This window comes from Streptomyces sp. NA04227, assembly GCF_013364195.1.
Taxonomy (GTDB): Bacteria; Actinomycetota; Actinomycetes; order Streptomycetales; family Streptomycetaceae; genus Streptomyces.
In genome coordinates, this window is record NZ_CP054918.1 from 7247050 (window position 1) to 7273208 (window position 26159).

The window sequence follows — 26159 nt, forward strand, 5'->3', positions numbered from 1 at the left end:
GGCATCAGGTCCGGCATCCCGTCCGCCGCGCGGACGCGATGAGAGACATCCGACGGAAAGACACTTGAGAACACGGCCGCCGCAAGCGGCCGAACGGGGGAACCAAGGCGATGTCCGCCAACCAGAACGAGCTCGTCGACGCGCTGCGCAAGTCGCTCAAGGAGACGGAGCGCCTGCGCCAGCAGAACCGAAGGCTGCTGGCCCAGGCCACCGAACCCATCGCGATCGTGGGCATGAGCTGCCGCTACGCGGGCGGCGCCACCTCGCCGGACGCTCTGTGGCAGCTGGTGGCGGAGGGCCGGGACGCCATCTCGGCGCTGCCGACCGACCGTGGCTGGGACCTGGAGCGGCTCTACGACCCGGACCCCGAGCAGACCGGCAAGGTCTACGCGAGCGGCGGCGGCTTCATCGACGGCGTCGGCGACTTCGACGCCGAGTTCTTCGGCATCAGCCCGCGCGAGGCAACGGCCATCGACCCGATGCAGCGACTGCTGCTCGAAGCCTCGTGGGAGGCACTCGAGGACGCCGGAATCGACCCGACGTCCCTGCGCGGCAGCGACACCGGCGTCTTCGCCGGTGCGGTCCTGTCCGACTACGGAAGCACGGCCCAGCCCGAGCTGGAGGGCTTCCGTATGGCGGGCACCGCGTCCAGCGTGGTGTCCGGCCGGGTCGCCTACAGCTTCGGTTTCGAGGGCCCTGCCGTCACGGTGGACACGGCCTGTTCGTCGTCCCTGGTCGCCATGCACCTGGCCTCGCAGGCACTGCGTTCCGGCGAGTGCTCACTGGCGCTCGTCGGCGGCGTCACCGTACTCGCGGGTCCCTTCCTCCTTCAGGAGTTCAGCCGTCAGCGGGGGTTGGCGGCTGATGGTCGCTGCAAGCCGTATGCGGCTGGTGCGGACGGGACCGGGTTCTCGGATGGTGCGGGTCTGGTTGTTCTGGAGCGGTTGTCGGAGGCGCGCCGCAACGGTCACCGGATTCTGGGTGTGATCCGGGGCAGTGCCGTTAACCAGGATGGTGCGAGTAACGGTCTGACGGCGCCGAACGGCCCCTCGCAGGAGCGGGTGATTCGGCAGGCGTTGGCGAGTGCGGGGCTGGCGCCGTCTGATGTGGATGCGGTGGAGGGGCACGGGACGGGTACGCGTCTTGGTGACCCGATCGAGGCTCAGGCGCTGCTGGCGACTTACGGTCAGGAGCGGGTGGATGGTCGTCCGCTGAGGCTTGGGTCCATCAAGTCGAACATTGGTCATACGTCGGCTGCGGCTGGTGTTGCTGGTGTGATCAAGATGGTGATGGCGATGCGGCACGGTGTGCTGCCGCAGACCCTGAACGTCGACGAGCCCTCGCCGCACATCGACTGGACCGCGGGCGAGGTCGAGCTCCTGACGGAGGCCGCCGACTGGCCCGCGACGGCCGATCGGCCGCGCCGCGCCGGTGTCTCGTCCTTCGGCATCAGCGGGACCAACGCCCACCTGATCCTGGAGGAGGCGCCGACCGACGAGTCCGCCGCCGACTCCGAGGAGGGCACGGCCACTGCGCCGACGGCCACGGTGGCGACGGCCACGGTGGCGTCGGGGAGCCGTCCGGCGGTGGTGCCGGTGGTGCTGTCGGCCAAGAGTGCCGAGGCTTTGGCGGGTCAGGCGGAGCGGCTGCGGTCGCATGTGCTGGCACGGCCTGAGCTCGATGTGGTGGATGTGGCGTTCTCGGCGGTTGCGGCGAGGGCGCAGTTCGAGCGGCGGGCGGCTGTGGTGGCGTCCGACCGGGAGAGCCTGCTGTCCGGACTGGCTGCACTTGCGGGGCAGGTGCCGGGCGCTGGTCTGGTCGCGGGTAAGACCGGTTTCCTGTTTACGGGGCAGGGTGCGCAGCGGGCGGGGATGGGTGCCGGGTTGGCGGCTGCCTATCCGGTGTTCGCCGGGGCTTTGGATGAGGTGTGTGGTCAGCTCGATTCGCACCTTGGCCGGTCGTTGAAGGAGTTGTTGTTCGCGGCCAAGGGCTCGGATGAGGCAGCTTTGTTGGACCGTACGGAGTTCACTCAGGCTGCGTTGTTCGCGGTTGAGGTGGCGCTGTTCCGGCTGCTTGAGTCCCTGGGTGTGAAGCCGGATGTGCTGATCGGGCATTCGGTGGGCGAGTTGGCCTGTGTGCATGTCGCCGGGGTCTTGTCCCTGGAGGACGCGTGTGCCTTGGTGGCGGCGCGTGGCCGGTTGATGGGTGCGCTGCCCGAGGGTGGCGGAATGGTCGCGGTCCAGGCAACTGAGGCCGAAGTCATCGCCTCGCTGGCCGACTTCGAGGGTCGCCTGTCGGTCGCTGCGGTCAACGGACCTACGGCGATCGTGGTTTCGGGCGAGCTGGGCGCGCTTGAGGAGTGGCTGCCGTTCTGGCAGGAGCAGGGTCGTAAGACGACCCGTTTGCGGGTGAGTCACGCCTTCCACTCGCCGCTCATGGAGCCGATGCTTGACGATTTCCGTACCGTCGCCGCGGGGTTGACGTTCCACGAGCCGCAGATCGCCGTGGTGTCGAACCTGACCGGCGGCGTGGTCTCGTCCGAGCTGACCGACCCGTCGTACTGGGTGCGTCACGTTCGCGAGGCGGTCCGCTTCGCCGACGGCGTCCGTACCCTGTCGGATCTTGGCGTGACCCGGTTCGTGGAGGTCGGCCCGGATGCGGTGCTTACCGCGATGGCCCAGCAGACCGTGGACACGGACGACCAGGACGCCGTGTTCGTACCGGCCTTGCGTGCCCGTACCCCCGAACCGGAAGCCTTCGCAACCTTCCTCGGCCAAGCCCACGCCGCTGGCCTTCCCGTCAACTGGGAGACGTTCTACGCCGGTTCGGGCGCCCAGCGCGTAGAACTGCCCACGTACGCCTTCCAGCGTGAGCGCTACTGGATGACGCCGGGTGTCGGTAACGGTGACCCGGCCGCGGCAGGCCTCGGACGTATAGATCACCCGGTCCTGAGTGCGGCGGTGCCCGTCGGCGACCGTGACGAGTGGGTCTTCACCGGCCGTCTGTCGACCGAGTCGCACCCGTGGACGGCCGAGCACGTGCTGCTCGGCAACATGGTGGTGCCGGGCACCTCGCACATCGAACTGGCCCTGGCCGCAGGGCGGTTGGCGGGCACGCCGGTGGTCGAGGAGCTGGTGCTGGAAGCGCCGCTGATCCTCGCGGAGAACGCGCCGGTCCAGGTACAGGTGATGGTCGGCGAAGCCGACGAGGACGGCCGTCGTTCCGTCGCGATCTACACCCGTCCCGAGGGCGACGGCGAGGCCGTCCGCGAGGCGATCTGCCACGCCCGGGGCTCGCTCGCCGCCGATGCCGAGCCGACCGCGGACTGGCCCGCCGAATGGCCGCCGAGCGAGGCGGAAGCGGTCGCGGTCGAGGACGCGTATGCCCGCCTGTCCGACATCGGCTACGACTACGGTCCCGTCTTCCAGGGCCTGCGCGCGCTGTGGCGAGACGGCTCCGACGTGTACGCCGAGGTCGAACTGCCCGACGAGACGGCCGCCACGGGCTTCGGCATTCACCCGGCGCTGTTCGACGCGGCGCTGCAGAGCGGTGCCGCGGTCCTGCTGCTCGGCGACGAGAACGGCGAGCGCAAGATGCCGTTCAGCTGGTCGGGCGCGCGGCTCGCGAGCCGGGGCGCCACCCGGCTGCGCGTACGCGCGGTGGCGACAGGAGAGTCCGCGCTGCGGCTGGACGCGGTCGACGAGTCCGGTGCCGAGGTGGTCTCGGTCAGCTCCATCGCCGTACGCCCCGTCGGCGAGGAGCAGCTCGCGGGCGCCCAGCGCGGCACCCAGAACGCGCTGTTCCGCCTCGACTGGGTGGAGGTCCCGGCGGAGCCCGGCACCGAGCCGACGGCCGTCGAAGTTCTCGGCCGCCCGGGCGGGTACGCCGACCTGGCCGCGCTCAGGCACGCCGTCGCCGAGGGCGCGGCGGCGCCGGACGTCGTCGTCGCGAGGATCGAGGGCTCGGTCGACCCCGTGACGACGGCCGCGCACCACGTCGCCGAGCGCACGCTCGCACTGGTGCAGGAGTGGCTGGCAAGTGACGAACTGGCCGGCGCCCGCCTGGTGTTGGCCACCCGGCGCGGTGTCGCGGTGGGCGACGAGGCACCGGAACTGTCCGTCGCACCGGTGTGGGGCCTCGTACGCAGTGCCCAGTCGGAGCACCCCGGCCGGTTCGTCCTGGTCGACCTCGACACGGGTATCGAAGCTGACACCTCCGGCGCCGCAGCCGCAGCAGTCGAAGCAGCAGGAACAGCCGAAACGGCCGAAACGGCCGAAACGGCCGAAGCAGGCGACCCGGACTGGTCCGCGCTGGTCGCCGCCGACGAGCCGCAGTTCGCGATACGTGGCGGTCGCCTGCTCGCGCCGCGACTGGGCCGGATGGGCACCCCGCCGCCCCGCGCGGAGTTCTCCGACGGGCCGGTCCTGATCACCGGCGGTACGGGTGGGCTGGGCGCCCTGGTGGCGCGGCACCTCGTCGAGTCGCACCGGTCGCGGGAGGTGCTGCTGGTAAGCCGTCGTGGTGCGGCGGCTGAGGGTGTGGGCGAGTTGGTGGCCGGGCTGGAGGCGCTGGGCGCCGAGGTTCGGGTCGCGGCGTGTGATGTGTCCGACCGCGATCAACTCGCTTCCCTGATCGGCTCGTTGGAGCGTCCGCTCAGTGCGGTGGTGCATGCGGCCGGTGTGATCGACGACGGTGTGATCGGCTCGCTGACGCCCGAGCAGTTGCAGCGAGTCATGCGACCGAAGCTGGACGCGGCGGTCCATCTGCACGAGCTGACAGCGGACATGGACCTGTCGGCCTTCGTCCTGTTCTCCTCGGTCGCCGCCCTCGTCGGCAGCTCCGGTCAGGCCAACTACGCGGCCGCGAACGCGTTCCTCGACGCGCTCGCCGCGGGTCGCCGGGCGGAGGGTCTGCCTGCCACGTCGCTGGCGTGGGGCCTGTGGGCGAACGAGACCGGGATGACCGGCACCCTCGACGAAGCCGAACTGGCCCGACTGGCCCGCCAAGGCGTCGGCGCACTCCCGACAGACCTCGGTCTTGAGTTGTTCGATCGTGGTGTGGGTCTGGGTGAGGCGTTGGTGGCGCCGGTGTTGTTGGATCCGGGTGTGTTGCGTGGTCAGGCGAAGGCTGGGTTGTTGCCTGCGTTGTTCCGTGGGTTGGTGCGGGTGCCTGCGCGGCGTGGTGGTGCGGGTGGTTCGTTGGCGCGGGAGTTGGCCGAGGTCGCGCCGGGGGAGCGGGAGCGGGTTGCTCTTGATCTGGTGCGTGGTCAGGTTGCTGCGGTGCTTGGGCATGCGTCGGCGTCGGCGGTGGATCCGGAGCGGGCGTTCAAGGATCTTGGGTTCGACTCGCTGGGTGCGGTGGAGCTTCGTAACCGGCTGACCCAGGCCAGTGGCGTGCGGTTGCCGTCCACGTTGGTGTTCGACCACCCAACCTCGTCGGCGGTGGCGCGGTTGCTGCTTAGCGAAGTGGGTGCGGTGGAGCCGGTTGTGGCTCCGGTTCGTTCGCGGCGTCAGCGTCCGAAGGCGGATGAGCCACTGGCGATTGTGGGTATGGCGTGCCGTTATCCGGGTGGGGTGTCCTCGCCGGATGACTTGTGGCGGTTGGTGGCGGAGGGTCGGGATGCGATCTCGGGTCTGCCGACGGATCGTGGTTGGGATCTGGAGCGGCTCTACGACCCGGACCCCGAGCAGACCGGCACGGTGTACGCCAGCGGTGGCGGGTTCCTGGAGAACCCCGGTGACTTCGATGCCGGGTTCTTCGGTGTGAGTCCGCGTGAGGCGCTGGGCATGGACCCGCAGCAGCGTCTGCTGCTCGAAGCGTCCTGGGAGGCGCTGGAGAACGCCGGAATCGACCCGACGTCCCTGCGCGGCACCGACACCGGCGTCTTCACCGGCGTCGTCTCCTCCGACTACGGAGTCTCCGCACCGCCGGAGCTGGAGGGCTTCCGCCTCACCGGCACAACGACGAGTGTCGTCTCCGGCCGCGTTGCCTACACCTTGGGTCTGGAAGGGCCTGCGGTGTCGGTGGATACGGCGTGTTCGTCGTCCCTTGTCGCGATGCATCTGGCGTCGCAGGCGTTGCGGTCGGGCGAGTGCTCGATGGCGCTCGTCGGCGGCGTGACGGTCATGTCAGATCCGTTCCTGTTGCAGGAGTTCAGCCGTCAGCGGGGCTTGGCCGCCGATGGTCGCTGCAAGTCCTACGCGGCGGGCGCGGATGGCACCGGCTTCTCCGATGGTCTGGGTCTGCTCGTGGTCGAGCGGTTGTCGGATGCTCGCCGCAACGGTCACCAGGTTCTGGGTGTGATCCGGGGCAGCGCGGTCAACCAGGACGGTGCCAGCAATGGGTTGACGGCTCCGAATGGTCCGTCGCAGGAGCGGGTGATCCGGCAGGCGTTGGAGAACGCGGGTCTGAGTCCGGCGGATGTGGACGCGGTCGAGGGCCACGGCACCGGTACGAAGCTCGGTGACCCCATTGAGGCCCAGGCCCTGTTGGCCACGTACGGCCAGGAGCGCGAGCACGGCCCGCTGAAGCTGGGGTCGATCAAGTCGAACATCGGTCACTCGTCGGCTGCGGCGGGTGTCGCCGGTGTGATCAAGATGGTGATGGCGATGCGGCACGGTGTGCTGCCGCAGACCCTGAACGTGGACGAGCCTTCGCCGCACATCGATTGGGCCGGGGGCGAGGTCGAGCTGCTGACCGAGGCGGCTGAGTGGCCTGTCTCCGGTGAGCGGCCGCGTCGTGCCGGTGTCTCGTCCTTCGGTGTGAGCGGGACCAACGCGCACGTCATCATCGAGGGCGCGCCGGCGGTCGAGCCGGTGGCCGAGGTTGTGCCGGTGGTTCGTCCGTCGGTTGTGCCGGTAGTCGTCTCGGGTAAGAGTGCCGAGGCTTTGGCGGGTCAGGCGGAGCGGCTGCGGTCGTACCTGGTCGCCCGCCCTGAGCTTGATGTGGTCGATGTGGCGTTCTCGGCGGTGACGGCGAGGGCGCAGTTCGACGAGCGCGCCGTCGTCACTGCGGCGGACCGGGATGAGCTGCTGGCGGGGCTGGCCGTGCTGTCGGGGCAGGTGCCGAGCGCTGGTCTGGTCGCAGGTAAGACCGGCTTCCTCTTCACTGGTCAGGGTGCTCAACGGGCGGGAATGGGCGCTGAGTTGGCGGCGGCCTATCCGGTGTTCGCCCAGGCCTTGGACGAGGTGTGTGCTCACTTCGACTCGCACCTTGGCCGGTCGCTCAAGGACTTGCTGTTCGCGGCCAAGGGCTCGGACGAGGCAGCTCTGCTGGACCGTACGGAGTTCACTCAGGCTGCGTTGTTCGCGGTCGAGGTGGCCCTCTTCCGCCTGCTGGAATCCCTGGGTGTGAAGCCGGACGTCCTGATCGGCCATTCGGTGGGCGAGTTGGCCTGTGCGCATGTGGCCGGGGTGCTGTCGCTGGAGGACGCCTGCTCGTTGGCGGCGGCTCGTGGCCGGTTGATGGGTGCGCTGCCCGAGGGCGGCGGCATGGTCGCGGTCCAGGCGACGGAGGCTGAAGTCGCCGCCTCGCTGGCCGGGTTCGAGGGGCGTCTGTCGGTCGCTGCGGTCAACGGGCCTACGGCGATGGTGGTTTCGGGTGAGCTGACCGCGATTGAGGAGTGGCTGCCGTTCTGGCAGGAGCAGGGTCGCAAGACAACCCGCCTGCGGGTGAGCCACGCCTTCCACTCCCCGCTGATGGAACCGATGCTCGACGAATTCCGGGCCATCGCCGAGCAGTTGACGTTCAGCGAACCGCGGATCGCCGTGGTGTCGAACCTGACCGGCGGCGTGGTCTCGTCCGAGCTGACCGACCCGTCGTACTGGGTGCGTCACGTTCGCGAGGCGGTCCGCTTCGCCGACGGCATCCGTACACTCGCCGCCGAAGGCGTGACCCGCTTCGTAGAGGTCGGCCCCGACGCGGTACTCACCGCGATGGCTCAGCAGACTCTCGACACGGACGACCAGGACGCGGTCTTCGTACCGACCCTGCGTGCCCGTACCCCCGAACCGGAAGCCTTCGCAGCCTTCCTCGGTCAGGCCCACGTCGCAGGTCTGCCCGTCAACTGGCAGGCGTTCTACGCCGGTTCGGGTGCCCAGCGCATCGAACTGCCCACCTACGCCTTCCAACGTGAGCGCTACTGGCTTGCCCCCAGCGCGGCTGCCGGAGACCCGGCCGCCGCAGGTCTCGGCCGTATCGACCACCCCGTTCTCGTGGGTGGCGTGCGGGTCGGTGACCGCGACGAGTGGCTGTTCACGGGGCGGCTGTCCCAGGAGACGGCGCCGTGGACCCAGGATCACGGAGTGCTGGGCAGGATCGTCGTCCCGGGTACCGCGCTGGTCGAGATCGTCGGTGCGGCAGGTCGGGAAGCGGGCGTGCCGGTGGTCGAGGAGCTGGTGCTCGAAGCGCCGCTGATCCTGGACGAGAACACCGAGGTCCGCGTCCAGGTGACGATCGGCGAAGCGGACGAGGACGGCCGGCGTCCGGTCGCGATCTACTCGCAGCCGGAGAGCGGACAGTACGAGGGGACCTGCCACGCGCGCGGCCTCCTCGCGCAGGACGAATCGCCCACCGACGTCTCGTGGCTGCCGTCCCAGTGGCCGCCGGTGGACGCCGAACCGGTCTCCGTGGATGTGCTCTACGCACGCCTGGCCGAGATCGGCTTCGACTACGGCCCCGCCTTCCAGGGCGTACAGGCCGCCTGGCGTGACGGCGACGAGGTCCTCGCCGAGGTCGCGCTGCCGGACACGGACGCGGACACGGCCAAGGGATTCGGTATCCACCCGGCCCTGTTCGACGCCTCCCTGCACGGCGGGCTCGACTGGCTCGACCTGGGCGACGGTTCGGCACGGCTCCCGTTCTCCTGGTCCGGCGTCCGGTTCGGACTGGGCGGTCAGGCACGCGTACGGGTCCGGATCGCCTCGGGCGGCGACTCGTCGCTGAGTGTGGACATCGCCTCGGAGCAGGGTGAATTCGTTGCCCACGTCGAGCAGTTGGCGTTCCGTACCGTCGAGCAGTCGCAGCTGAAGGGCGCCGGCCGGGATCACAACGACGCGTTGTTCCGTGTCGACTGGCACGAGGTCGCGGCCGAGTCCGGCGGCGAGAACGCCTCGGTCGTCCTGCTCGACGACGTACGTGACGTGGATGCCGTACCGGACCAGGCCCTGGCCGACGGGGCGACCGCGCCGAACCTGGCCGTCGCCGTGATCAAGGACGCCGGACAGCGCACCGGGGCGGCCGCCGCCCACGAGCTGACCGTGGACACCCTGCGCCTGCTCCAGCGCTGGCTGGCCGACGAGCGGCTCGCCGGGACCCGACTCGCGGTGGTGACGCGGAACGCGGTCGCGGTCGGCGAACAGGCGCCGGATCTCGCGCAGGCCCCGGTCTGGGGTCTGGTGCGCAGCGCGCAGTCCGAACACCCGGACCGCTTCCTCCTGGTCGACGTCGACGGTGACGAACTGCCCGACTGGGACACGGTCCTCGCCGCCGACGAACCGCAGCTGGCCCTACGCGCCGGACGCCTGGTCACGCCGCGCATGAGCCGGGTCGGCCAGGTCGACGCCGAGCGCGTGGCACTCGACCCGGAGGGCACCGTACTGATCACTGGTGGTACGGGTGGTCTGGGTGCGTCGTTCGCGGAGCACTTCGTGCGTGAGTACGGGGCGAAGCGTCTGGTGTTGGTGAGTCGTCGTGGTGCGGCGGCTGAGGGTGTGGGCGAGTTGGTGGCCGGGCTGGAGGCGTTGGGCGCCGAGGTTCGGGTTGCGGCGTGTGATGTGTCCGACCGTGACCAACTCGCGTCTTTGATCGGTTCGTTGGAGTGTCCGCTGACGGCTGTGGTGCATGCGGCGGGTGTGCTTGATGACGGTGTGATTGATTCGCTGACGCCGGAGCAGGTTGAGCGGGTGATGCGTCCGAAGCTGGACGCGGCGCTTCATCTGCATGAGCTGACGGCGGACATGGACCTGTCCGCGTTCGTACTGTTCTCCTCCGTCGCTGCGCTGATTGGTAGCCCGGGTCAGGGCAACTACGCTGCGGCGAACGCGTTCCTGGACGCGCTCGCCGCAGCCCGCCGGGCGGAGGGTCTGCCCGCCACCTCGCTGGCGTGGGGCTTGTGGGCGAACGCCGGTGGCATGGCTGGCGAGTTGGGCGAAGCGGAGATCGCCCGTCTGGAGCGCATGGGCACCGGTGCCCTGACCACCGACCTCGGTCTTGAGTTGTTCGATCGTGGTGTGGGTCTGGGTGAGGCGTTGGTGGCGCCGGTGTTGTTGGATCCGGGTGTGTTGCGTGGTCAGGCGAAGGCTGGGTTGTTGCCTGCGTTGTTCCGTGGGTTGGTGCGGGTGCCTGCGCGGCGTGGTGGTGCGGGTGGTTCGTTGGCGCGGGAGTTGGCCGAGGTCGCGCCGGGGGAGCGGGAGCGGGTTGCTCTCGACCTTGTACGTGGTCAGGTTGCTGCGGTGCTTGGGCATGCGTCGGCGTCGGCGGTGGATCCGGAGCGGGCGTTCAAGGATCTTGGGTTCGACTCGCTGGGTGCGGTGGAGCTTCGTAACCGGCTGACCCAGGCCAGTGGAGTGCGGTTGCCGTCCACGTTGGTGTTCGACCATCCGACCTCGTCGGCGGTGGCGCGGTTGTTGCTTAGCGAAGTGGGTGCGGTGGAGCCGGTTGTGGCTCCGGTTCGTTCGCGGCGTCGGCGTCCGAAGGCGGATGAGCCACTGGCGATTGTGGGTATGGCGTGCCGGTATCCGGGTGGGGTGTCTTCGCCGGATGACTTGTGGCGGTTGGTGGCGGAGGGTCGGGATGCGATCTCGGGTCTGCCGACGGATCGTGGTTGGGATCTGGAGCGGCTCTACGACCCGGACCCCGAGCGGCTCGGAACCGTCTACGCACGCGGCGGCGGATTCCTGCAAGGCGCCACCGACTTCGACGCGGGCTTCTTCGGCATCAGCCCGCGTGAGGCCTTGGGCATGGACCCGCAGCAGCGACTGCTCCTCGAAGCGTCCTGGGAGGCCTTGGAGAACGCCGGAATCGACCCGGCCACGCTGCGCGGCACCGACACCGGCGTCTTCTGCGGCGTGGGCCCCTCCGACTACGCCGCGACCCCGGCCGGTTCCCTGCCGGAGGTCGAGGGCTTCCGTCTGACCGGCGGCACAACCAGCGTCGTCTCCGGCCGCGTTGCCTACACCCTGGGCCTGGAAGGGCCCGCGGTGTCCGTGGACACGGCGTGCTCGTCGTCCCTTGTCGCTATGCACCTGGCCTCGCAGGCACTGCGCTCCGGTGAGTGCTCCATGGCACTCGTCGGCGGCGTGACGGTCATGGCGGGCCCCACCCTCCTCATCGAGTTCAGCCGCCAGCGGGGCCTCGCCCCGGACGGGCGATGCAAGTCGTACGCGGCGGGCGCGGACGGCACCGGCTTCTCCGACGGCCTCGGCCTGATCGTCGTCGAGCGGTTGTCGGACGCGCAGCGCAACGGTCACCAGATCCTGGGTGTGATCCGGGGCAGCGCGGTCAACCAGGACGGTGCGAGTAACGGTCTGACCGCGCCGAATGGTCCGTCGCAGGAGCGGGTGATTCGGCAGGCGTTGGAGAACGCCGGTCTGAGTCCGGCGGATGTGGACGCGGTCGAGGGCCACGGAACGGGCACGCGCCTGGGTGACCCGATCGAGGCTCAGGCGCTGCTGGCGACTTACGGGCAGGAGCGGGTGGATGGTCGTCCGCTGAGGCTGGGGTCGATCAAGTCGAACATTGGTCATACGTCGGCTGCGGCTGGTGTTGCGGGTGTGATCAAGATGGTGATGGCGATGCGGCACGGCGTGCTGCCGCAGACGCTGAACGTGGATGAGCCCTCGCCGCACATCGAGTGGGACACGGGCGAGGTCGAGCTTCTGACGGAGGCGGCCGAGTGGCCCCTGTCGGGTGAGCGGCCGCGCCGCGCGGGTGTCTCGTCCTTCGGCGTGAGCGGGACCAACGCCCACCTGATCCTGGAGGAGGCGCCGGTAGCGGAGCCGGCTGTCGGCGGTACGACGACGGGGCAGGTACCGGACGCAGACGTGGCGTCGATCGGCAGCCCGGCGGTGGTGCCGGTGGTGCTGTCGGCCAAGAGCGCCGAGGCTTTGGCGGGGCAGGCGGAGCGGCTGCGGTCGCATCTGCTCGCGCGGCCTGAGCTTGGTCTTGTGGATGTGGCGTTCTCGGCGGTTGCGGCGAGGGCGCAGTTCGATCAGCGGGCGGCTGTGGTGGCCGCTGACCGGGAGAGCCTGTTGTCGGGGCTGGCCGCGTTGGCTGGGCAGGTGCCGGGCGCTGGTCTGGTCGCGGGTAAGACCGGGTTCCTCTTCACTGGCCAGGGTGCTCAACGGGCGGGAATGGGCGCTGGGTTGGCGGCGGCTTACCCGGTGTTCGCTGAGGCTCTGGATGAGGTGTGTGCTCACTTCGACTCGCACCTTGGCCGGTCGCTCAAGGACTTGCTGTTCGCGGCCAAGGGCGCGGATGAGGCAGCTCTGCTGGACCGTACGGAGTTCACGCAGGCGGCGTTGTTCGCCGTTGAGGTGGCTCTGTTCCGGCTGCTTGAGTCCTTGGGCGTGAAGCCGGATGTGCTGATCGGCCATTCGGTGGGCGAGTTGGCCTGTGCGCATGTCGCCGGGGTGCTGTCGCTGGAGGACGCGTGTGCCCTGGTGGCGGCGCGTGGCCGCTTGATGGGCGCCCTTCCTGCGGGCGGCGGAATGGTCGCCGTCCAGGCAGCTGAGGCCGAAGTCATCGCCTCGCTGGACGACTTCGAAGGTCGCCTGTCGGTCGCTGCGGTCAACGGACCTACGGCGATCGTGGTTTCGGGCGAGCTGACCGCGATTGAGGAGTGGCTGCCGTTCTGGCAGGAGCAGGGTCGCAAGACGACCCGCCTGCGGGTGAGCCACGCCTTCCACTCGCCGCTGATGGAACCGATGCTCGACGAATTCCGTACCGTCGCCGAGCAGTTGACGTTCAGCGAACCGCGGATCGCCGTGGTGTCGAACCTGACCGGTGGTGTGGTGACGTCGGAACTGACCGACCCGTCGTACTGGGTTCGTCACGTCCGTGATGCCGTCCGTTTCGCCGACGGCATCAGCACCCTGTCGGACCTGGGCGTGACCCGCTTCATCGAGGTCGGCCCCGACGCCGTGCTCACCGCGATGGCCCAGCAGACCCTCGACATCGACACCGACGACCAAGACGCCGTCTTCGTACCGACCCTGCGTGCCCGTACCCCCGAACCGGAAGCCTTCGCAACCTTCCTCGGCCAGGCCCACATCGCAGGTCTGCCCATCAACTGGCAGGCGTTCTACGCCGGTTCGGGTGCCCAGCGCATCGAACTGCCCACCTACGCCTTCCAGCGAGACCGCTACTGGATCGCGCCGGGTGCCGGAACCGGTGACCCGTCGGCATCTGGTCTGACTCGTATCGACCACCCGATTCTCAGCGCGGCGGTGCCGGTGGGCGACCGCGACGAGTGGCTTTTCACGGGGCGCCTGTCCCTGGACTCGGCGCCCTGGGTGCGGGATCACGTGGTGCTCGGGTCGGTGATCGTCCCCGGTACCGCGCTGGTCGAGTTGGCGGGCGCCGCGGGGCGGCAGGCGGGCAGTGCGGTGGTCGAAGAGCTGGTGCTCGAAGCGCCGCTGATCCTGGACGAGATCGCCTCCGTGCACGTACAGGTCAAGGTGGGTGAACCGGACGAGGAGGGCCGCCGCGAGGTGGCCCTGTACTCGCGGCCCGAGGCGAAGGGCGACGACGACACCGGGCAGGAGGCCACCTGCCACGCGCGCGGCACCCTCGTCGCGACGGCGGAAGCCACCGCGGCGTGGACCGAGCAGTGGCCCCCGGCGGACGCGGACCCCGTCGAGGTGGACGCGATCTACGCCCGGGTCACCGACATCGGGTTCGACTACGGCCCGGCTTTCCAAGGCGTTCGGGCGGCCTGGCGCGACGAGGACACCGTGTACGCCGAGGTGGCGCTGCCGGACGACCATGCCGACGCCGCAGCCGGTTTCGCTCTCCACCCGGCCCTGTTCGACGCCTCCCTGCACGGCGGCCTCGACTGGCTGGACTCCGGCGACGGCACGTCGGCGGGACTCCCGTTCTCCTGGTCCGGCGTCCAGTTCGGGCAGCAGTCCGGCCCGGCCCGCGTCCGGGTCAGGATCGGCTCGGCCGGAGCGTCCGCGCTGCGGATCGACATCGCGAGTGAGGACGGCGTCCCGGTCGCGAGCGTGGCCAAGCTGGCCTTCCGCCCCGTCGACCAGAGCCAGCTCCAGGGCGCGAAGCAGACGCCGAGTTCGCTCTACCAGGTCGACTGGACTCCGGTGACCGGCCAGCCGGGTGGCTCAACCCGGGTCGCCGTACTGGGCGGCTGCCCGGTGCCGGGTGAGCGGTTCGCGGATCTGGCGGCCTTGGAGCGTGCGGTGGCCGAGGGCGCTGCGGTGCCGGAGGTCGTGGCCGTCGCGGTCGAGTCTGAGTCGACGGCGCAGGGCGATGTGCCGTCTGCGGCCCGTGCTCTGTCGACCGGCACGCTGGAGTTGTTGCAGCGGTGGTTGGCCGGTGAGGTGCTGGCCGGGGCGCGGTTGATGGTCGTGACCCGTAACGCGATCGCCGTCGAAGGTGAGCGGGTTCCGGATCTGGTGCAGGCTCCGGTGTGGGGTCTGGTGCGTAGCGCCCAGTCGGAACACCCCGGTCGGTTCTTGTTGGTGGACGTGGATGCGGACCTGGACGGTGACGCGGACGCGCTGCCGGACTGGTCCACGGTGATCGGCCTGGACGAACCCCAAGTCGCCATCCGGAACGGTGAGTTGCTCGTACCGCGACTCGGCCGGACGAAGGCACAGCCTCCCGCTTCGGACCTCTGGCAGCTCGGGACCGAGCGGAAGGGCTCGCTCGACAGCCTCGCTCTTCTTCCCTCCGACGCGGGCCGGTCGCTCCAGGCGGGTGAGGTACGCATCGGCGTGCGGGCGGCGGGCCTGAACTTCCGGGACGTACTGATCGCCCTCGGCCTGTACCCGGGCGATGTGCCACTGGGAACCGAGGCGGCCGGTGTGGTCCTCGAAGTCGGCCCCGAGGTGACGGACCTGGCCCCCGGGCAGCAGGTCATGGGCCTCATGGCGGACGCCTTCGGGCCGGTGACGGTCGCCGACCGGCGCATGATCGTGCCGATGCCCTCGGGCTGGTCCTTCTCCCAGGCCGCCTCGGTTCCGGTGGTCTTCCTCACCGCGTACTACGGACTGGTCGATCTGGCCCAACTGCGGCGCGGCGAAAGGTTGTTGGTACACGCCGCCGCCGGTGGTGTCGGCACGGCCGCGGTCCAACTGGCCCAGCACCTCGGGGCGGAGGTCTTCGCCACGGCGAGCCCCGCGAAGTGGGACACGCTGACGGCCTCCGGCATCGCCGAGGCACGTATCGCCTCGTCCCGCGACCTGTCCTTCCGGGACAAGTTCCTGGAGGCGACGGACGGCGGCGGTGTCGACGTCGTACTGAACGCACTGGCCGGTGAATTCATCGACGCCTCCCTCGACCTGCTGCCGCGCGGCGGCCGGTTCCTCGAGATGGGCAAGGCCGACATCCGCGAGGCGGCAGGCGTCGAGAGTGCGCACGCCGGAGTCGGCTATCAGGCGTACGACCTGTTCGAGGCCGGGCCCGAGCGGCTCCAGGAGATGCTGTGCGAGATCGTGGCACTGTTCGAGCAAGGTGTACTGCGCCATGCGCCGATCCGGAGCTGGGATGTGCGCCGCGGTGCTGATGCGTTCCGGTTCCTGCGCGAGGGCCGCAACGTCGGCAAGGTCGTACTGACCGTTCCGGCACCGCTCGACCCGGACGGTTCGGTGTTGATCACTGGTGGTACGGGTGGTCTGGGTGCGTCGTTCGCGGAGCACTTTGTGCGTGAGTACGGGGCGAAGCGTCTGGTGTTGGTGAGTCGTCGTGGTGCGGCGGCTGAGGGTGTGGGCGAGTTGGTGGCCGGGCTGGAGGCGTTGGGCGCCGAGGTTCGCGTGGCTGCGTGTGATGTGTCCGACCGTGACCAACTCGCCTCTCTGATCGGTTCGTTGGAGCGTCCGCTGACGGCTGTGGTGCATGCGGCGGGTGTGCTTGATGACGGTGTGATCGATTCGCTGACGCCGGAGCAGGTTGAGCGGGTGATGCGTCCGAAGCTGGACGCGGCGCTTCATCTGCATGAGCTGACGGCGGACATGAACCTGTCCGCGTTCGTGCTGTTCTCGTCCGTTGCTGCGTTGATTGGTAGCCCGGGTCAGGGCAACTACGCTGCGGCGAACGCGTTCCTGGACGCGCTCGCCGCCGCTCGCCGGGCCGAGGGTCTGCCCGCCACCTCGCTGGCGTGGGGCTTGTGGGCGAACGCCGGTGGCATGGCCGGGGGACTTGACGAGGCGGAGATCGCCCGTCTGGAGCGCATGGGCACCGGTGCCCTGCCCACCGAGCTCGGCCTTGAACTCTTCGACCAGGCAAGGCAGTTGGACCGGGCACTGCTGGTGCCCGTACTCCTTGATCTGGGTGCGCTGCGCGCCCAGGCACGAGTCGGCATGTTGCCGCCGCTGTTCCGTGGGCTGGTGCGTGCGCAGGCCCGGCAGGCGGGCGGGGCCGGCGGCGGTTCCCTCGCGCAGCGGCTCGCGGGAGTGCCGGAGGGCGAGCGCGAGCAGGTGGTGCGCGAACTCGTCGTGACGCAGGTCGCGGCGGTCCTCGGACACGCGTCGGCGTCGGCGGTGGATCCGGAGCGGGCGTTCCGGGACGCGGGCATCGACTCCCTGGGCGCGGTCGAACTCCGGAACCGGCTGACCCAGTCCACCGGACTGCGACTGCCGTCCACGTTGGTGTTCGACCACCCGACTCCGGCGGCGATCGGTCGCTTCATGCTGAGTGAGGTGGGCGCGGTGGAGCCGGTTGCGGCTCCGGTACGCACGCCGCGCAGGCGCCCGAAGGCGGATGAGCCGCTGGCGATCGTGGGTATGGCCTGCCGTTATCCGGGTGGGGTGACCTCGCCCGAGGAACTGTGGCAGTTGGTGGCGGAGGGTCGGGATGCGATCTCGGGTCTGCCGACGGATCGTGGTTGGGATCTGGAGCGGCTCTACGACCCGGACCCCGAGCAGACGGGCAAGGTCTACACGAGCGGCGGTGGGTTCCTGGAGAACCCCGGTGACTTCGATGCCGGGTTCTTCGGTGTGAGTCCGCGTGAGGCCTTGGGCATGGACCCGCAGCAGCGGCTGCTGCTCGAAGCGTCCTGGGAGGCGCTGGAGAACGCCGGAATCGACCCGGCCACGTTGCGCGGCTCCGACACCGGTGTGTTCACCGGCGTCGTCTCCTCCGACTACGGAGTCGCCACGCCGCCGGAGCTGGAGGGCTTCCGGCTGACCGGCACGACCGCGAGTGTGGTGTCGGGTCGGATCGCCTACAGCCTGGGTCTGGAAGGGCCTGCGGTGTCGGTGGATACGGCGTGTTCGTCGTCGCTGGTGGCGATGCACTTGGCGTCGCAGGCGCTGCGGTCGGGCGAGTGCTCGATGGCGCTCGTCGGCGGTGTGACCGTGATGTCGAGTCCGTTCCTGTTGCAGGAGTTCAGCCGTCAGCGGGGGTTGGCCGCCGATGGCCGCTGCAAGTCGTATGCGGCGGGCGCGGATGGCACCGGCTTCTCCGATGGTCTGGGTCTGCTCGTGGTCGAGCGGTTGTCGGACGCTCGCCGCAACGGTCACCGGGTGCTTGGCCTGATCCGGGGCAGCGCCGTTAACCAGGACGGTGCGAGCAACGGTCTGACCGCGCCCAACGGTCCGTCGCAGGAACGGGTGATCCGGCAGGCGCTGGCAAGTGCGGGATTGGCGCCGTCCGATGTGGACGCGGTCGAGGGGCACGGAACGGGCACACGCCTGGGTGACCCGATCGAGGCCCAGGCCCTCCTTGCCACGTACGGCCAGGAGCGCGAGCACGGCCCGCTGAGGCTCGGGTCGATCAAGTCGAACATCGGTCATACGTCTGCTGCGGCGGGTGTCGCCGGTGTGATCAAGATGGTGATGGCGATGCGGCACGGTGTGCTGCCGCAGACCCTGAACGTGGACGAGCCTTCGCCGCACATCGATTGGGCCGGGGGTGAAGTCGAGCTCCTGACCGAGGCTGCTGAGTGGCCCGTCTCGGGTGAGCGGCCGCGCCGTGCCGGTGTCTCGTCCTTCGGTGTGAGCGGGACCAACGCGCACGTCATCATCGAGGGCGCGCCGCCCGTTGAGGCCGCCGCCGAAGTGGCGCCGGTGACTCGTCCGGCCGTGGTGCCGGTGGTCGTTTCCGGCAAGAGCACTGAAGCTCTGGCGGGGCAGGCCGAGCGGCTCCGGTCGCACCTGCTGGCCCATCCCGAGCTCGACCTGGTGGACGTCGCGTTCTCGGCGGTTGCGGCGAGGGCGCAGTTCGATCAGCGGGCGGCTGTGGTGGCCGCTGATCGGGAGAGTCTGTTGACGGGGCTGGCCGCACTGACGGAGCAGCTGCCGACGGCCGGGCTGGTCGCGGGTAAGACGGGCTTCCTGTTTACGGGTCAGGGTGCTCAACGGGCAGGGATGGGCGCTGAGTTGGCGGCGTCCTATCCGGTGTTCGCCGAGGCCCTGGGCGAGGTGTGTGGTCAGCTCGACGCGCATCTTGGCCGGTCGTTGAAGGAGTTGTTGTTCGCGGCCAAGGGCTCGGAGGAGGCTGTGTTGTTGGACCGTACGGAGTTCACTCAGGCTGCGTTGTTCGCGGTCGAGGTGGCTCTGTTCCGGCTCCTGGAGTCCCTCGGTGTGAAGCCGGATGTGCTGATCGGGCATTCGGTGGGCGAGTTGGCCTGTGCGCATGTGGCTGGGGTGCTGTCGCTGGAGGACGCCTGCTCGTTGGTGGCGGCTCGTGGCCGCTTGATGGGTGCGCTGCCCGAGGGTGGCGGAATGGTCGCCGTTCAGGCAACGGAGGCCGAAGTAACCGTCTCGCTCGCTGACTTCGAGGGTCGTCTGTCGGTCGCTGCGGTCAACGGGCCTACGGCGATGGTTGTTTCGGGCGAGCTGGACGCGATTGAGGAGTGGCTGCCGTTCTGGCAGGAGCAGGGTCGTAAGACGACCCGCTTGCGGGTGAGTCACGCCTTCCACTCGCCGCTGATGGAGCCGATGCTCGACGAATTCAGGTCCATAGCCGAGCAGTTGACGTTCCACGAGCCGCAGGTCGCCGTGGTGTCGAACCTGACCGGCGGTGTGGTGACCTCCGAGCTGACACACCCCTCGTACTGGGTGCGTCACGTCCGCGAGGCAGTCCGCTTCGCAGACGGCATCAGCACCCTGTCGGACCTGGGTGTAACCCGGTTCGTCGAGGTCGGCCCCGACGCGGTACTCACCGCGATGGCCCAGCAGACCCTCGACGTCGATACGGACGGCCAGGACACGGTCTTCGTACCGTCCCTGCGTGCCCGTACCTCCGAACCGGAAGCTTTCGCAGCCTTCCTCGGCCAAGCCCACGTCGCAGGCATCCCCCTCAACTGGCAGGCGTTCTACGCCGGTTCGGGCGCCCAGCCCGTCGACCTGCCCACCTACGCCTTCCAGCGAGACCGCTACTGGCTGGCCCCCACCACCGGCTCCGGTGACCCGTCGGCATCCGGCCTCACGGGTGTCGATCACCCGATCCTCAGCGCGGCGGTGCCCGTGGGCGACCGTAACGAGTGGGTCTTCACGGGGCGTCTGTCCCAGGACTCCGCGCCGTGGGTGCGGGACCACGCCGTGCTCGGAACGGTGATCGTGCCGGGCACCGCGCTGGTCGAACTGGCCCTGACCGCAGGGCGGTTGAGCGACTGCCCGGTGGTGGACGAACTGGTGCTTCAGGCGCCGCTGATCCTGGCCGCGAACGTCACGCGGCAGGTTCAGGTGACCGTCGGTGCCGAGGACGCGGACGGGCGCCGGGAGGTGGTCGTGTACTCGCGGGCGGAGAGTGCCGAGGAAGCGGCTGAGCAAACTGCGGTCTGCCACGCGCGTGGCTGGCTGCGGACGAAGGCCGACCCGGCCACACCGTTCCCGGCCGCTTGGCCGCCCGCGGCCGCGACGCCGCTGTCCGTCGACACGCTGTACCCGCGGCTCGCCGAGAGCGGCTACGAGTACGGGCCGGTGTTCCAGGGGCTGCGTGCGGCCTGGCGGGTCGACGAGGACCTGTATGCCGAGGTGGTCCTGCCCGAGGACGCCGAGGTGGGCGCCGAGAGCTTCGGCGTGCACCCCGCCCTGTTCGACGCGGTGCTGCACGGCGGGCTGCTGGAGAAGGACGTGGCCTCCGGTGTGGATCTGCCGTTCTCGTGGTCCGGTGTGCGGCTCGGACACGGTGCCGGATCGCGGGTGCGGGCCCGGATCGGCCGCGCCGAGGGTTCCGCGATGCGGGTCGACGTGGTCGACGAGCACGGCGCCCTGATCGTCGCGGTGGACAGCTTGTCCGTACGCCCCGTCGACCAGGCGCAGTTGGAGCGCGCGCAGGGCGGCGGACAGAACCGGAACGCTCTGTTCCGTCTGGACTGGACCGTACTCACCGAGACCCCGGCACCGGCAGAGGCGTCGGTGGCCGTGCTGGGCGGCTGCCCGGTGCCGGGTGAGCGGTTCGCGGATCTGGCGGCCTTGGAGCGTGCGGTGGCCGAGGGTGCTGCGGTGCCGGAGGTCGTGGCCGTAGCGGTCGAGTCCGAGTCGGCCGTACAGGGTGAGGTGCCGTCTGCGGCCCGTGCTCTGTCCATCGGCACGCTGGAGTTGTTGCAGCGGTGGCTGGCTGGTGAGGCGCTGGCCGGGGCGCGGCTGATGGTCGTGACCCGCAATGCGATCGCCGTCGAAGGCGAGCAGGTGCCGGATCTGGTGCAGGCCCCGGTGTGGGGTCTGGTGCGCAGCGCCCAGTCCGAACACCCGGACCGCTTCCTCCTGGTCGACGTCGACGGTGACGCCGAGGCCATGCCGGACTGGTCCACCGTGATCAGCCTGGACGAACCCCAAATCGCCATCCGAAACGGTGAGTTGCTCGTACCGCGACTCGCCCGGACGAAGGCGCAGCCGACCGGACGCGCCTGGCGACTGGGGATCGAGCACAAGGGCTCGCTGGACGGGCTCGCGCTGCTGCCGTCCGACGCCGAGCGCCCGCTCGACCCGCTGGAGGTGCGGGTCGGTATCCGGGCGGCCGGTCTGAACTTCCGGGACGTGCTGATCGCCCTTGGCACCTACCCGGGCGAGGCGCCGCTCGGCAGTGAGGCGGCCGGTGTGGTCCTCGAGGTCGGCTCCGAGGTGACCGGCCTCGTGCCCGGCGACCGTGTGATGGGTCTGCTGATGGACCCGTTCGGCCCGGTCGGGATCACCGACCACCGGATGATCGTGCCGATGCCGGAGGGCTGGTCGTTCACCGAGGCCGCGGCCATGCCGCTGGTCTTCCTGACCGCCTACTACGCGCTGACCGATCTGGCCGACGTACGGTCCGGCGAGCGGCTGTTGGTGCATGCCGCGGCCGGTGGCGTGGGCTCCGCCGCGGTGCAGCTGGCGCGGCACTTCGGTGCCGAGGTCTTCGCGACGGCGAGTGCGCCGAAGTGGGACGCGGTGCGGGGACACGGTGTCCCCGACGATCGGATCGCCTCGTCGCGTGATCTGCGGTTCCGGGAGGAGTTCCTCCGGGCGACGGACGGCGCGGGTGTCGATGTCGTACTGAACGCGCTGGCCGGTGAGTTCATCGACGCGTCGATGGATCTGCTGCCGCGCGGTGGCCGGTTCCTCGAAATGGGCAAGGCCGACATCCGCGACCCCGAAGCGGTGGCCTCGGTCCGCGCCGGTGTCCGCTACATCTCCTTCGATCTGCTGGAGGCCGGACCGGACCGGATCCAGGAGATGCTGCGCGACCTGGTCGCGCTGTTCGCCAAGGGGGTGCTGACGCACTCGCCGATCCGGAGCTGGGATGTGCGCCGGGGCGCGGACGCGTTCCGGTTCCTGCGCGAGGGCCGCAACGTCGGCAAGGTCGTACTGACCGTTCCGGCGCCGCTGGACCCGGAGGGCACCGTACTGATCACCGGTGGTACCGGTGGTCTGGGCGCCTCGTTCGCGGAGCACTTCGTACGCGAGCACGGGGCCAAGCGCCTGGTGCTTGTCAGCCGTCGGGGGCCTGCCGCGGCGGGCGTACCGGAACTGCTCGCGGAACTGGGCGAGTTGGGTGCCGACGCTCGGGCGGTCGCCTGCGATGTGTCCGACCGGGAGCAACTCGCCGCGCTGATCGGCTCGTTGGAGCACCCGCTGAGTGCCGTGGTGCACGCGGCCGGTGTCCTTGACGACGGTGTGATCGACTCGCTGACGCCGGAGCAGTTCGAGCGGGTGATGCGTCCGAAGCTGGACGCGGCGGTCCATCTGCACGAACTCACGGCGGACATGGAGCTGTCGGCCTTCGTGCTCTTCTCCTCGGTCGCCGCGCTGATCGGCAGCCCGGGTCAGGGCAACTACGCGGCCGCGAACGCCTTCTTGGATGCACTCGCCGCCGCCCGCCGGGCCGAGGGACTGCCCGCCACGTCGCTCGCGTGGGGCCTGTGGGCGAACGCCGGTGGCATGGCGGGCGAGCTCGACGAGACCGAGCTGGCCCGACTCGCCAGGATGGGTGTCGGCCCGCTGCCGACCGAGCTGGGCCTTGAACTCTTCGATCAGGCACGGCAGTTGGACGAGGCGGTGCTGGTGCCCGTGCTCCTCGATCCGGCCGCGCTGCGGGCGCAGGCGCGAGTGGGCATGTTGCCCGCGTTGTTCCGTGGTCTGGTGCGGGCGCAGGCGCGGCAGGCGGGCGGTGCCGGTGGCGGTTCACTGGCGCAGCGGCTCGTGGGTGTGCCGGAGGGTGAGCGCGAGACGGTGGTGCGCGAACTCGTCGTGTCCCAGGTCGCCGCGGTGCTCGGCCACGCCTCGGGATCCGCGGTGGATCCGGAGCAGGCGTTCCGGGAGGCCGGTATCGACTCGCTCGGCGCGGTCGAACTGCGCAACCGGCTGACCCAGTCCACCGGACTGCGGCTGCCCACCACGCTGGTCTTTGACCACCCGACCCCGGCGGCCATCGCGAACCTGCTGCTCAGCGAGGTGGGCGAGGCCGAACAGACCGCGGCGCCCGCGGCCCCGAGCACGCCGGACAGCGGCACGCTCGGTGCGCTGCTGCGCCACGCGCACGAGGCGGGCTCGGTTGCCGAGGCCGTGCCGCTGCTGACCGGGGCGGCCCGGTTCCGGCCCGCCTTCGCCGCGGCCGCGGACCTGGCCGGTGAGGAGTTCGTCGTACAACTGGCCTCGGGCCAGGAGCGGACGAAGCTCGTCTGCGTGCCGTCCTTCGTGGTCGGCTCCAGCCCGCACCAGTTCATGCGGTTCGCCGACGGCTTCGCCGGTGAGCGGGACGTGTACGCCTGCTCGCTGCCCGGCTACCGGGACGACGAACCGGCGCCCGGCTCCTGGGACGCGGTGATCGAGGTCCTGGCCGAGTCGATCGCCCGCGCGGTCGGCGACGCGCCGTTCGTCCTGGTCGGCTACTCGACCGGTGGCGTGCTCGCGCACTCCCTCGCCGCCCTCTTCGAGGCGCGGGGCGTGAAGCCCGTGGGCGTGGTCATGATCGACACCCCCATGTCGGACACCGAGGAGCAGACCAACAGCGTCTTCAGCTCGGTGATGGCGCAGATCCTCGGCCGGGAGGACCGGACCGGGCCGGTCCCGGACGCGGCCTGGCTGACCATGGGCGCCTATATGCGCCTGCTCGCCGAGCACAACCCGCCCCGGATCGACGCCCGGAGCCTGATGATCCGTGCCGATGTGCCGCTGGACGAGCGCGACTGGCCGTCCTGGAACATCGCCGACTCCGAAGTACGGCTCGCCGCCGACCACTTCGGGCTGATCGAGGCAGCGGCCGCCGAGACCGCCGAGGCCACCCGGCGGTGGCTGCGGCAGTGACCGAGGACCGGCACCAGCGAACCGAGCGAACCACCCCCGAAGCGGACAGAGACCGGAAGAAAATGAACACGAACCACACGAGTGGAGACGAGTCACCGATGGACAACTCCCAGGCGGGCCGGGAAGCGCGCTGCCCCGTCGACCACGGCAAGGCGGTCACGCCGACCTCCGTGTCCGCGACCACGCTGCCGGGGCCGAAGCAGCACGCGGTGCGCCAGCTCTTCAAGTACTGGACGAATCCGCAGGCGTTCATCGAGGGCTGCCGCAAGGAGTACGGCCCCCGCTTCCAGCTCAGCATCCGGCTCCCTCCCCGGCCGGTGTACGTGCTGACCACGTCCGAGGACGTCAAGGCCATGTTCACCGCGCCCGCCGATGTGCTGCACACCGGCAACGGCTCGGCCACCATCGAGAAGTACACCGGCCAGTCCGGTCTGGCCTGGCTCGACGAGGACGCCCACAAGGCCCGCCGCAAGGCCATGATGCCCAGCTACCACGGCGCCGCCCTGGAGCGGATCACGGCCGCCATCGGCGAGACCGTCAAGACCGATGTCGCGCTCTGGCCGCGCAACACCTCGGTCCAACTGCACTCCCACATACACGGCTTCACGATGAACGTGATCCGTGAGGTGCTCTACGGTCCCAAGGGCCCCACGTGCTGGCAGGAACTGCACGGTCTCCTCCTGGAGATGATGCGGTTCAACAACGGCCCGGTCTCGCCGATGCTGCTGCACAAGATGTCGCCGCGGATGATCAAGATCCTGCGTGCGATCAAGCCGCTGGGCCTGGAACGCTTCCTCCAGCTGCGCGACCGGGTCGACACGCTGGTCTACGAGAGCATCGAGGAGCACCGCGCCTCCGGCTACCGGGGCGACGACCTGCTCTCGGAACTCCTGGAGATGACCCACCCGGACGGCACGCCGCTGACCGACAGCGAGATCCGCGACGAGCTGTCGACGATCTTCCTGGCCGGCACCGAGACCACCGCGGCGGCCATCGCCTGGGCCTTCGTCTATCTGGCCCGCGACAAGCGCGTCACCGACAAGCTGCGCGCGGAGATGGCCGAAGGCGAAGACACCTACCTGACCGCGGTGGTGCACGAGGTCCTGCGGCTGCGTCCGTCGATTCCGCAGATCATCGTCCGCGAGGTCAAGAAGCCGATCGAGATCGGCGGCGTGCGCTACGAGCCGGGCCAGCACCTGTGGGCCAGCGCCTTCCTGCTCAACCGCGACCCCAAGCTCTACGAGAACCCGGAAGAGTTCCGGCCCGAGCGTTTCCTCAACGTCAAGCCCGGCGTGTACTCGTGGATTCCGTTCGGCGGCGGACGCATCCGCTGCATCGGCGACCGGATCGCCCTGCAGGAGATGAAGGCCGTGATCCGCGAGGTCCTCAGCCAGTGCGATCTGGTCGTGGCCGAGCCGGAGCCCGAGCGTGCGCGCAGCCGGATCGTGGTGAACGTGCCCTCCGACTTCGCCCGGATGGAACTGCGCAACCGCGTCCCCAGCCCGGCACAGGAGGTGCACGCTTGAGCGCCCTGTTGATGCCCCTCATCGCGGTCCAGGGACTGTGGGTGCGGGCCACCACCGAGCGGCTGCCGGAGGCCCAGGGTCCCTGCGAAGGGACCGTGGGGGAGGACACCTCCGGTACGCCGATGCGGGTCGCCGTGCTCGGTGAGTCGACCGCCGCCGGGTGCGGCGCCGACTCCCACGACGAGGGCTTCCCCGGCAGCCTCGCCCGCGCGCTGTCCACGCAGCACGACTGCCCCGTCGGCTGGGAGGTGGTCGGCCAGCACGGCGCCACCGCCCGCCGTGTCCGCCACCGGCTGCTCCCGCAGCTCGGTGAGGGATTCGACCTGGCGGTGCTGCTCGCGGGAGCCAACGACGTCCTCAACCGGCGCACTCCCGAGGAGTGGGGCGAGGATCTCGCGGCGATCGTCGACGACCTGGCGAAGCGGTCGACGTCCGTGGTCGTGGTCGGAACCCCGCCGTTCGCGGACTTCCCGTCACTGCCCTCGGCGCTCGCCCGGTTCTGCGCCAAGGGCGCGGCCGGTATCGACCGGGCCTCCCAGCGGGTCTGTGCCGAGCGCCCGCGGGTGACCTGGATGGGGTCGACCGACATCATGACGATCACCCCGGACTTCTTCGCGCGGGACGGCTTCCACCCCTCGGCGCACGGGTACGGCCGCTGGGCCCAGGCCGTGGTCGACCACCTGGGCTCCGACCAGTCCGACCAGCCCGCGCGGTGATCACCGTGACCGAG

Annotated in this window: 3 protein-coding genes; all 3 read left to right on the forward strand. The window is 70.0% G+C overall.

Translation table 11 applies throughout. The features are described from left to right. Window positions 1–110 precede the first annotated feature (110 nt). On the forward strand, window positions 111–23903 hold the full coding sequence (locus HUT18_RS34050) for a type I polyketide synthase (RefSeq protein WP_254878881.1): 23793 nt from the start codon (window positions 111–113) through the stop codon (window positions 23901–23903). A gap of 98 nt (window positions 23904–24001) precedes the next feature. Beyond that, window positions 24002–25429, forward strand: a complete 1428-nt coding sequence (locus tag HUT18_RS30595; RefSeq protein WP_176103751.1) for a cytochrome P450 — start codon at window positions 24002–24004, stop codon at window positions 25427–25429. Then, window positions 25426–26145 (forward strand): SGNH/GDSL hydrolase family protein, encoded by a 720-nt coding sequence (locus HUT18_RS30600; RefSeq protein ID WP_176103752.1) that lies wholly within the window; start codon window positions 25426–25428, stop codon window positions 26143–26145. Before HUT18_RS30595 ends, HUT18_RS30600 begins: the two co-directional genes overlap by 4 nt. The last annotated feature ends 14 nt before the right edge of the window (window positions 26146–26159 follow it).